Annotated in this window: 5 protein-coding genes; 2 read left to right on the forward strand and 3 right to left on the reverse strand. The window is 58.4% G+C overall.

Annotation, left to right across the window (positions count from 1 at the left end):
* The first annotated feature begins 49 nt into the window (after positions 1-49).
* Positions 50-8,692: a glycoside hydrolase family 94 protein gene (locus F8R23_RS07900; protein WP_151415466.1), complete on the forward strand. Its 8,643-nt coding sequence runs from the start codon at positions 50-52 to the stop codon at positions 8,690-8,692.
* Positions 8,693-8,735: 43 nt separating this feature from the next.
* Here the strand turns inward: F8R23_RS07900 and elaB are convergent, their stop codons facing one another.
* The 3 genes from elaB to idnO form a co-directional block, all read right to left on the reverse strand.
* A complete protein-coding gene (elaB, locus tag F8R23_RS07905) occupies positions 8,736-9,047 on the reverse strand; it encodes a stress response protein ElaB (protein WP_112348855.1) in 312 nt (103 codons plus the stop codon).
* Between the two features lie 85 nt (positions 9,048-9,132).
* Complete coding sequence (gene idnD, locus F8R23_RS07910; protein WP_165366412.1) at positions 9,133-10,164, reverse strand: L-idonate 5-dehydrogenase; 1,032 nt, start codon at positions 10,162-10,164, stop codon at positions 9,133-9,135.
* A gap of 24 nt (positions 10,165-10,188) precedes the next feature.
* Complete coding sequence (gene idnO, locus F8R23_RS07915; protein WP_085117744.1) at positions 10,189-10,953, reverse strand: gluconate 5-dehydrogenase; 765 nt, start codon at positions 10,951-10,953, stop codon at positions 10,189-10,191.
* A 270-nt stretch (positions 10,954-11,223) separates the two neighbouring features.
* On the opposite strand from idnO, the gene F8R23_RS07920 reads away from it, so the two are divergent.
* Positions 11,224-12,207 carry a LacI family DNA-binding transcriptional regulator gene (locus tag F8R23_RS07920; RefSeq protein WP_112348853.1) on the forward strand — a complete coding sequence of 328 codons (984 nt, stop codon included), beginning with the start codon at positions 11,224-11,226 and terminating at the stop codon, positions 12,205-12,207.
* Position 12,208 lies beyond the last annotated feature (1 nt).

The following is a 12,208-nucleotide window of genomic DNA, read 5'->3' on the forward strand; positions in this document are numbered from 1 at the left end:
CCAGCGGTTTCACCGGCTGCCCTTTGGGTCAGATGTAAGGAGCTTTTGTGTGAAAGAAATACTAATCAATTGGTTAAAAAAACAACGAAGAACAACGAAAGTAAAATCTTTACCAGCCCGGCGCGGCAAGGGTGAACCCGAGCCTAGCGGCGGAACGATCAAGGCCGAGCTGTTTTCTGTCGATCAAATGGAGCGCTATGGCCAACGTCTGGCGCGCTCCCACAAGCTGGCGACGCGTAAGACTCCCTACTACTTGCTGAAACGACTGGATGATAATGAACGCATCCTGGCGGAAAGCTGCCATCAACTCAGCAATGGCAAGAAAGCCAGCATGACCCCCGCCGGCGAATGGCTGCTGGATAACTACTATCTGATCGAAGAACAAATCCGCGTCGTGCGCCATCATCTGCCGAAAACCTTCGGGCGCGGCCTGCCGCAATTGAGTGCACCGCATAACTGTCCACGCATCTATGACATCGCTTCAGAAGCCATTGCACACGGCGACGGCCGCTGGGATGCCGAGAGCCTCACGCGCTATATCGCCGCCTATCAAAAAGAAGCCAATCTGACATTGGGTGAACTTTGGGCGCTGCCTGGTATGCTGCGCCTGGCGTTGATCGAAAACCTGCGGCGCGTCAGTGTTGAGGTGGCCCAGGCGCAGCAGGAGCGCAATCTGGCCGACAGTTGGGTGACTAAAATGCTGGAATCGGCGGAAAACGATCCGGCCAATCTGATCGTGGTGATTGCCGACATGGCGCGATCCAATCCCCCGCGCACCAGTGCCTTCGTCGCCGAGCTGGTTCGCCGCCTGCAGGGTCACGGCACCATGCTGGCGTTGCCGCTCACTTGGGTGGAGCAGCGCCTGGCGGAAGTCGGCCTGACTTCCGACGAATTGATCCACCGCTTTAACCAGCAATTGGCGGTCAGCCAGCTGTCGGTCAGCAACAGTATTTCCGGCCTGCGCCAACTGAGCGAAATGGACTGGGCTGAATTTGTCGAAACCATGAGCCAGGTGGAACAAACCCTGCGGCAGGATCCGGCCGGGGTTTACCCGTTGATGCACTTCACCACCCGCGACAACTACCGCCACGTGATTGAAATGCTGGCACGGCATTGCCCGCACAATGAGGTGCAGGTCGCCCAGCATGTGCTGAATATGGCGCGCATTGCGGCTGAAATTCCCTCCAGCGATCCACGTTGCAACCACATCGGCTATTACCTGATTGATGATGGCCGCCCGGAGCTGGAGCAGCAACTTGATGTGCACCTCGGCCGTATTACCCGCCTGCGGCATGCGTTGAGTCAGGCGCCGCTGCTTTCCTGGCTCGGCAGCCTGAGCCTGATCACCACCGCCTGCTGCGCCGAGCTGCTGCGCCACGCTTACAGCACCGGCATCAGTTGGGGGCTGGCGCTGTTATTTTTCCCCATGGCGCTCGTCATCAGCCAATTCGTACTAAACCTGCTCAGCGAAGTCACTACCCGCAGCCGCACCCCACAACCGCTTCCGAGGCTCGATTTCTCCTGCGGCATTCCGGCCGAGTTCCGTAGTCTGGTGGTGATACCGACGCTGATTGACAGTAAAAGCGACGTCGATAAGCTGATCAATGCACTTGAAGTCTGTTATCTGGGCAACGCGATGAAACATCTGCACTTTGCCCTGCTTACCGACTTCAACGATGCCCCGCAACAGCAGCACGCGGACGATGCCGAACTGCTGGCCTATGCCAGCCGGCAGATGGAGGCGTTGAACGGGCGCTACCCTTGTGAAGGGCCCAGCCATTTTTTCCTGTTTCACCGCAACCGTGAATGGAACGAAAAACAGGGCGTGTGGATGGGGCTGGAGCGTAAACGCGGCAAACTGAATGCGCTGAACGACTGGCTGCGCAACCGTGGCAACGCCTTCTGCACCCAGATTGGCGACGGGCTGGAAGTGCTGAAAAACGTCAAGTACGTCATCACCCTGGACAGCGATACCGTATTGCCGCGTGAAAGCGCCCACCAGTTGATTGCCGCCATGGCCCATCCACTCAATCAACCCCAGTATGACGCGCGTCAGCAACGGGTGGTGGAAGGTTATGCCATCCTGCAGCCACGCATGGCCGAGGAGATCCCAAGCTATGGCCAGGGCCGTTATGCCGCGCTGTGCAGCAGTACGCCGGGCAACGACCCCTATACGCTGATGGCCTCGGATATCTATCAGGATTTGTTTGGCGAAGGTTCATTTATCGGTAAGGGGATTTACGACGTAGACGTGTTCTCACACAGTCTGAAGGGAACCTGTCCGCCTAATCTGGTACTGAGCCACGATCTGCTCGAGGGGTGTTATGCCCGCTCCGGCCTGCTGAGCGACGTGCTGCTGTATGAACAGTATCCCAGTAATTATCTGGTAGACGTGGCGCGGCGTTCGCGCTGGATACGCGGTGACTGGCAACTGCTCAACTGGCTACTGCCACGAGTGAAAACCGCAGACGGCAGCCGTACCGCCAACCCGCTGAGTACCCTGTCACGCTGGAAGCTGTTCGATAACCTGCGTCGCAGCCTGACGGCACCCAGCCTGCTATTGCTGCTGTTTTGCGGCTTCGTCTGGCTGCCGAATACCCGTTACTGGCTGGCGGTGTTCGCCATTATTCTGCTGCTGCCGACCCTGTTGGCGCTGGTGCAGGACATCGTGCACAAACCGCCTCGTAGACCTTTCCTGCAGCACCTGTTGTTGGCGCTGAAAGGCTCACTGCGCCGACTGTCGCAAGTTGGATTGCGGCTGGCCACGCTGCCGCATGAAACGCTGTACAGCCTGAAAGCAATTGCCGTCACCCTCTGGCGGTTGCTGATCACTCAACGCAACCTGCAGGAGTGGACCAGTTACGATCAATCCAAAGCCCGCCAGCAGGTCACGCTGAAAAACTTCTACCGCGCGATGTGGATCAATCCGGTGACCGGCCTGGTGCTGCTGTTCTTCACCCTGATGCATAACCCGATGGCGCTGTTTATCACTCTGCCGCTGGCCGCTCTGTGGATGCTGGCGCCGCTGCTGCTGTGCTATCTCAGCCACGAACCCCAGCGCAGCAAAACCACCATTAACGATGAACAGCGGCGCTTCCTGCGCCATACCAGCCGCCAGACCTGGGACTTCTTCAATACCTTCGTCAATCAACAGGAAAACTGGCTGCCACCGGATAACTATCAGGAAATACCCGAACCGGTAGTCGCGCACCGCACTTCACCGACCAATATCGGGCTGTCGCTGCTGGCGAACCTCACTGCCTATGACTTTGGTTATCTGACGCTCAGTGAGGCACTGCGGCGTATCGAACTGACGCTCAATACCCTCGACCGCATGGAACACTATCGCGGCCACCTGTACAACTGGTACGACACTCGCACGCTGGAACCTCTGACCCCGCGTTATATCTCCAGCGTCGACAGCGGCAACCTGGCCGGTCACCTGCTGACCCTCAGCGCCGGCTTGCCGGCACTGGCTCACCAACCGATCATTGACCCGCAACAAATACTGGCCGGGCTGGGCGACAGTTTGCAACTGCTGGAGCAACATTGGGGCGACGCTGCGCCGAAAAACCTGTCGAAGCTGCGCAACCACTGGGAGCGAGCGCACCACAGCCACCCTGCCGTCCTGCTGGCGGAGCTGAATGCCATGCGCAATTACAGCAACGGGCTGCAAGAGCTGGCACTGAATCACGATGAGGAAACCCAACGCTGGGCCGGTGCACTGCATCAACAGCTCAATGAGCTCTGTGCCGAATGGGCGCAGTGGTGCGACTGGCTGAGCGACGGTCTGCCAGAACTGGAACAGGTGCCCAGCCTGCACTGGCTGGCTAACCCACCGGGAACCTTGAAACTGTCGCCGGAGCAGCAGGGCCAACTCGAGACAGCCAGCGCCCTGGCGCAGGAACGGCTGACCCAGTTGTACAGCCTGCAGCAGCGGCTGGAAAAAATGGCGCAGATGGACTTCCACTTCCTGTATGACGAATCGACCCATTTATTGACCGTCGGCTTTAACTGCGATCAAAACCGCATGGACAGCAGTAAATACGATCTGCTGGCATCGGAGATCCGCCTGACCAACTACGTCGCTATCGCCACTAACCAGGTACCGCAGCGCAGTTGGTTTGCGCTTGGCCGCTTATTCACCGTGATCGATCGTGAGCCGGCGCTGATGTCGTGGAGCGGTTCGATGTTTGAATACTTGATGCCGCAGTTGGTGATGCCCGCCTATCCTGATTCGCTGCTGGTGCAAATGTGCCGGGCGGCGGTGGAACGGCAGATTGCCTGGGGCAAGGAGCGCGGCGTGCCCTGGGGCATTTCCGAATCCGGCTACTTTGGCTTCGATGCCGATCAAAACTATCAGTATCATGCCTTTGGCGTGCCCGGACTGGGCCTGAGACGCGGGCTGGGTGACGATATGGTGGTCGCACCTTACGCCACGCTGATGGCATTGATTGTCGATCCGCACGCCGCCTGCAATAACCTGGTCACGTTGGAACAAAACGGCGCCAAAGGCCGCTATGGTTTCTACGAGGCGCTGGATTACACCACTGCCCGCCTCAGCCGTGGTCAGCTGTACGTGATTATCCGTTCTTATATGGCGCACCATCAGGGCATGAGTTTCCTTGCCCTGTCGCACTTGCTGCTGGATGCGCCGATGGTGGCGCGCTTTGCTGACTATCCGGCATTCCAGTCGACACGCCTGCTGCTGCAGGAACGGGTGCCGGATGCGGTTGAGCTGTACAGCACCCGCCGCCACTTCGAAACCCATGAGGGCACCATTACCCCGGCCAGTTTCGCCGCACGCGAATTCAACCGGGTGGACTCGCCGATCCCGGAAGTGCAGTTGCTGTCCAACGTCAATTATCACCTGATGCTGACCCAGGCGGGCGGCAGCTACAGCCGCTGGCAGAACCTGGCGCTGACCCGCTGGCGTGAAGATGCCACCTGCGATAACTGGGGCGCTTTCTGCTACCTGCGCGATCCGCAAACCGGCGAGGTATGGAGTAATACCTGGCAACCGATCGGCGGTGCCGCCAAGGGGTACAGCGCGGTATTCAACGATGCTGGCGCCGAGTTCCAGCGCCAGCAGGGCGCGTTGTCGGTCAAAACGCAGATCGTGGTGTCGCCGGAGGATGATATCGAGCTACGCCGGGTGACGCTGATCAACCGTGGTAAACAGCCGCGGACTATCGAAGTCACCAGCTATGCGGAAGTGGTGCTGGCGCCGGCCGGCAACGATCTGGCTCACCCGGCCTTCAGCAACCTGTTTGTGCAAACCGAGCTGCTGGCGGATCAGGACGCTATTTTGTGCCACCGCCGCCCACGCGAACCGCAAGAGAAATGCCCGTGGTTGCTGCACATGATGACGGTACAGGGCCGCACCAGCCAAACGTCGTTTGAAACCGACCGAGCCAAGTTTATCGGCCGTGGCCGTACCCCGGCCAACCCCCAGGCGCTGTATCAAAATGCACCGCTGAGCAACAGTGCCGGTCCGGTGATTGACCCAATCATCGCTATTCGCCAGCGCGTGGTGTTGGAACCGAATGTGCCGCTGACGCTGGATATTTTCTATGGCGTCTGTGAAGACCGTGTCAGCAGCCTGGCGATGCTGGAAAAGTACCGCGATCGTCATCTGGCGGACCGCGTGTTTGAACTGGCCTGGTCACACAGCCAGGTGGTGCTGCGTCAATTGAATGCCAATGAGGAAGACGCCAACCTGTTCAACCGCCTGGCCAGCGCGGTGGTGTTCCCGGCACAGGAAATGCGCGCTGCCAGCAACGAGATCATTCAAAACCGCCGTGGCCAGTCAGGGCTGTGGGGACATTCGATCTCCGGCGATCTGCCTATTGTGCTGCTGACCGTCACCGACGGTGAAAATATCGAGCTGGTGCAGCAACTGATCCAGGCGCACAACTACTGGCGTCTGAAAGGTCTGCAGGTGGATCTGGTTATCCTCAACGAAGACGTCGGCGGCTACCGCCAGGAACTGCAAAATCAGATCATGAGCCTGATCGCCGCCGGGATGGAATCCACCCAGACCGATAAGCCCGGTGGCATCTTCGTGCGCACCAGCGAACATATGTCACAGGATGATCACCGCCTGCTGCTCAGCGTGGCGCGGATTTATCTCGACGATCGCCGCGGTGGACTGACCGAACAGCTCAATCAGCGCCTGCAACTGCCGCAAATTCTGCAGCAACCGCTGTCGCCGGTGACCGCCTCGTCGAAACTGGCCACGGTGGACAATCTGCCGCGTAACCTGCATTCGCCGCAGTTGCCCGCCATTGACGCACTGCAGTTCTATAACGGTCTCGGCGGCTTCTCGGAGGATGGCCGTGAATATGTGATTGCGATGAATGAAAGCAAGATCACCCCTGCGCCCTGGTCAAACGTGATCGCCAACCCAATGTTCGGCTCGGTGATCTCGGAAAGCGGTCAGGCGTACACCTGGTACGAAAACGCCCATGAATACCGACTGACGCCGTGGGATAACGATCCGATCTGTGACCGCAGCGGGGAAGCCTTCTATCTGCGTGATGAAGAGAATGGGCATTTCTGGTCACCCACCCCGTTGCCCGCCCGCGGCCGCGGTCACTATCTGACCCGCCACGGTTTTGGCTACAGCGTATTTGATCACCGCGAAAACGGCATCGACAGCCAGCTCACCGTGCTGGTGGCCAAAAAGGCACCGGTAAAACTGTTCCTGCTGACGCTGACCAACACCTCCGGGCGCACGCGCAAGCTGTCTGCCACGGGCTATGTGGAATTTATCCTCGGCGATCTGCGGCAAAAATCCGCCATGCACATCGTCACCCAGGCGGCAACGCTCGAGAGCGGCTGCGGGATCCTGGCCACCAACCACTACGGCAGCAGCGGATCGGAACGCACGGCTTTCTTTGGCGTGACCGGTGTGCACTGTTCGATCAGCGGCGATCGGCGTGAATTCATTGGCCGCAATGGCTCGCTAACCAATCCGGCAGTGCTGAAGCTGCGGCGGCTGTCTGGCAAGGTCGGCGCAGCCATGGATCCCTGTGGCGCCGTGCAGTCGGCCATCAGTCTGATCGACGGCGATCAGCGCAGCTTTGTATTCGCCCTCGGCTTGGGGCAAAACGCCGATGAGGCCCAGGCGCTGCTGCAAAATTACCTGCGGGAAGACAGCCTGCAAGATGAACTGCAGCAGGTCGCAGCGCATTGGGACGGCATTCTCAACAAGGTGCAGATCGGCACGCCGCAGCCGGCCGTCGATCTGCTGGCCAACGGCTGGCTGCTGTACCAGACCCTGTCCTGCCGAATTCAGGCGCGCAGCGGTTACTACCAATCCGGCGGTGCCTTTGGCTTCCGCGATCAGCTTCAGGATACGCTGGCATTGACCCACGCCGCCCCTGAGCGCCTGCGAGAACAGATCCTGCTGTGCGCCTCACGTCAGTTTGTCGAAGGTGACGTGCAGCACTGGTGGCACCCGCCACAGGGTAATGGGGTGCGCACGCGCTGTTCAGATGACTATCTGTGGCTACCGCTGGCGATTTGTCATTATCTGGACGCCACCGACGATCAAAGCATTCTGGATGAACGGGTGGGTTATCTGGAGGCGCGCAAGCTGGCGCCGGGCGAGGAATCTTCCTACGAACAGCCGGCCCTGAGTGCAACGCAGGAAACCCTGTACCAGCACGGCGTGCGAGCGTTGAAACACGGCTTGACCTTCGGCGAACACGGTCTGCCGCTGATGGGCGCCGGTGACTGGAACGATGGTATGAATATGGTGGGCCTGGAGGGCCGCGGTGAGAGCGTGTGGCTCGGTTTCTTCCTGTTCCATATCCTGCAGCGCTATGGCGAACTGGCGCAACGCCGTAACGACGCCGACCTTGCCACGCAATGTCGTCAACAGGCCGCCACCCTGCGCGATAATCTGCGCGACCACGCTTGGGACGGCGAATGGTATCGCCGGGGCTATTTTGACAGTGGGGAACCGCTGGGATCTCATCAGTCGGCCGAGTGCCGTATCGATGCCATCGCCCAGAGCTGGTCAGTGCTGTCCGGGGCCGGCGATCAGCCACGCAGCCTGCAGGCCATGCAGTCACTGGACAAACATCTGGTCGACGATCAGGCCGGTCTGATCAAATTGCTGACTCCGCCGTTTGACGGCAACGGCCCTAATCCGGGCTATATTCGCGGCTATCTGCCCGGCGTGCGGGAAAATGGCGGCCAGTATACCCACGGCGCCGTATGGGCGGTGATGGCCTTCGCCGAGATGGGCAATATTGAACGCGCCTGGGAATTGATGGCGCTGATCAACCCGATCAATCATAGCCTGGACAGCACCGCCGCCGAGCGCTACAAGGTCGAGCCTTACGTGGTCACCGCCGATATTTACGCGGTGGCACCGCATGTTGGCCGTGGCGGCTGGAGTTGGTATACCGGTTCGGCTGGCTGGATGTACCGGCTGATCCTCGAGTCATTGCTGGGGCTAAAACGCCATGGCGATCGGCTGACCGTCAACACCCGTCTGCCGGCCGACTGGCCGCAGGTGACGGTTAACTATCGGGAAGGAGGCAGCGAGTATCAGTTGATTGTCCGCCAGGGACAGGGAGATGCGCAGGTGACTGTAGACGGTGAAAAACAGCCGGAGGCCGTGATAACGCTGCTGGATGATGGCAAAATCCATCAGGTGGAGGTCACGCTGGGGCAGTAAATGTCAGGGCGCGGCGGTTGCCGCGCCCACCTTCTGACAGGCGTTATTTACGCGCCAGCAGCAAGCCCAGTACCAGACCGACCGTCGCGCCGATGCCCACGCTGTGCCAAGGGTTTTCACGCACGTAACCGTCGGTGCGGCAAACCGCGTCCTTGGCCCGCGCATAGTAGGACTCGGTAGAGTCAGCCAGCCGTGACTTGACCTCGCTCAACGCCTCTTCGGCATGGGCCTTGATGTCAATATAGGCCTGATCGGCACGATCGCCGGAGTACTTCAACACTTCTTCCAGCGTGTCGCTCAGCATTCTCAGATCGTCATCGAGCGTGGTTTGATCCGCATCCGTATTTCTCGCCATGTTAAGTTCTCCGTGATAAAAAATGAAACGGCCCTTAACTATAGACAAGGATCACCGCTCTTCGCCATCAGACTATCGGCTAAAATCAGAACACCAGCTGTACCTTGGCCGCCTGACTCTTGTCACCGGCAAAAGCCAACGCCTGTGCCAGTTGCTGATTATCAAACTCGGCAGACAGTAGCGGCAACGGATTGACGGTCCCCTCGGCCAACCAGGCCACCGCCAAATCAAACTCTTCAACAAAACGAAACGATCCCAGCAGAGTCAACTCCTTGGCGATCAGCAACATCAGCGGGAAGTCCGGGAAACTGCTGCCCATACCCACCTGTACTACCCTGCCCTTGGCGCGGGTGACTTCCAGACAACGTTGCAACGACAGTGGGTGGCCGGAAACCTCAAAAGCGATATCAAAGTACCCCTTTTCCTGTTGATAGAGGCTAAAGTCGTCATTGCCAGCATGCAGACAACGGGTCGCCCCCATTTTCTGGGCAATATCCAGGCAACGCGGGCTGAGATCGGCACAGACAATGTCGTCGGCGCCCAGCGCCTTCAATGCCGCCACCAGCAGGCAACCAATCGGGCCAACACCGGAAACAAACACCCTTTTCCCTTTAACCTCACCCGGCTGTTTCGCCGCGTGGATCGCCACCGCCAGGGGCTCGGCAAACACCATCACCTTTTCATCACGATCGGCATCGAAGGCAATGCACTGGGCGCTATCGACCACCTTGTACTGAGTAAAGGCGCCGTCAACATGCGGGAAGTACATCGCGCTGCCGAAGAAACGCATTTGGGTACATTGGTTTTGCTGACTCGCCAGGCAATACTTGCACTGTCCACAGGGTTTGCTGGGGTTTAACGCCACCTTCTGCCCCACTGGCAGCCGCGCGGTATCACTGGCCACCACTTCGCCGATCACCTCATGGCCGAGCACCATCGGCTGCCGCACCTGAAAACTGCCGACTTTGCCTTCCTGGTAATAATGCAGGTCGGAACCGCAGATGCCGCCACGGGTGATTTTCACCAGCGTGCCGATCCCCTGATAATCCACTTCCTGCTCCACGACTTCCACGTCATATTTGCCGTTTACCACGCAGGATTGGGTTTGAATTTTCATCATGATTTTCCCTTGAGCAGGCGGCTAGACCGCAGCGGACATGCCGCCATCGACAAACAGCAGATGACCATTAACAAAATCCGAGGCTTTGGACGACAGGAACACCGCCGCGCCGATCAGCTCCTGCGGATCGCCCCAGCGGGCGGCCGGGGTACGCTTGGTCAGCCAGGCGGTAAACTCCGGGTTATCCGCCAGCGCCTGGGTCATCTCGGTTTTGAAATAGCCCGGTGCGATACCATTGACCTGAATGTTGTAGCGTGCCAGCTCCACGCACATGCCACGCGTCAACATTTTTACCGCACCTTTGGAGGCGGCATACGGCGTGATGGTGTCGCGGCCCAGTTCGCTCTGCATCGAGCCGATATTGATAATTTTGCCACTTTGGCGCTGCACCATATGGCGCGCTACGGCTTGTGACACCATAAATACCGCCTTCTGATTGACGGCGATAATGTCGTCCCAGTCTTTTTCCGGAAATTCGGTAAACGGATGACGGCGCTGAATACCGGCGTTGTTGATCAACACATCAATCCCACCGCTTTCCGCCTCGATTTTTTCTATCGCGGCATGAATAGCCTGTGAGTCGGTGACGTCGAAAGCCGCCGCATCGGCGCGGAACCCTTCACGGCGCAGTGTTTCAACCGCACGCTGGGCGTTTTCCTGAGTAGTGGCATTGACCAGAATATGGGCGCCATACTGCGCCAGCCCACGAGCCAGCAGAAAACCAATGCCGCGAGAAGCGCCGGTAATCAGTATTTTTTTGTTATCCAGTGAAAATAAGGTGTTCATAACGTTCCCCGGCAATAGCATTTGGATAGGACTGACGCCTATCTCAGCGGATCGTCGTCGGTAAAAACGTGATAAAGATCACTTAAAACAGTGTTACTAAAAGCTGTTACCTTTAACGTGAAGCCGCGCATTCGCTCGGGGCAGGAAATTACCATATTCAATTGAAAAACATGAACTTTATACTTTACGGCGCCGATTGTTATCACCAGATCGATTTGTTAACATGGCAGAATTAGCCATCTTTCCGCTCCACCCTGTTAAGGCCCCTGAATGAAGAACCAACGCGTCACGCTGCAGGACATTGCACTGCTCGCCGGTGTGACCAAAATGACCGTCAGCCGCTATCTGCGTACGCCGGAAAAGGTGGCGGCCGAAACCGCCGCGAAAATTGCCCTGGTGATGAAAGAAGTTAACTTCACCGACAGCGATGAAGCGCGCTCAACTCAAAAACCGCGCATTGGCGTGTTGATCCCCTCCTTCAACAATCAGATTTTTGCCGATCTGCTGGCCGGTATCGAATCCATCACGCTGGAGCACGGCTATCAAACCCTGGTGGTGAACTATGACTACAGTCGTCAGCGGGAAGAAGAGCACATTATCCAGTTGCTCGCCTACCCGATCGCCGGGTTGATCCTCACCGATTCAGAGCACACTCTGCGGGCGGAAAAATATCTGGCGGCGGCAAAAATCCCGGTGGCGCAGGTCATGGATCTTGAAGGGCCTGAGGGGCGGATCGCCGTGGGGTTCGATAACTATCAGGCGGGTTTTGACATGACCGAAGCGCTGCTCGCCAGCGGTAAACGTCAGGTGGTTTACTTTGGCGCCATGTCCGACGCACGCGACACCAAACGTTTCCAGGGCTATTGCCGGGCGATGGAGAAGCAGGGGTTGATGCCGCGGCAAATCACACCGCATCGGGTGTCGTCGGTCTCGGTCGGCTCCGACATGCTGGCGATGGCGCGACAGCTCTACCCCGATTTGGACGCTATCTTGTGCACCAATGACGATCTGGCGGTGGGCGTATTGCAGGCGTGTCTGCGGCTCGGGCTGAAGGTCCCGCAGGATATCGCCCTGTCAGGTTTTCACGGTCTGGATATCGGTAAGGCTACCACGCCGGGGATCGCCAGCGTAATCACCCCAAGGTTTGATATGGGCAAGGTCGCCACAGAGATCTTGCTGAAACGCATCAAAGGGGTGCCATGCATTGAGCGCGTTGACCTGCACTACCGCATTTCACTCGGCGGCACCATTTAAA

Source organism: Serratia proteamaculans, from assembly GCF_008830365.1.
Taxonomy (GTDB): Bacteria; Pseudomonadota; Gammaproteobacteria; order Enterobacterales; family Enterobacteriaceae; genus Serratia; species Serratia proteamaculans.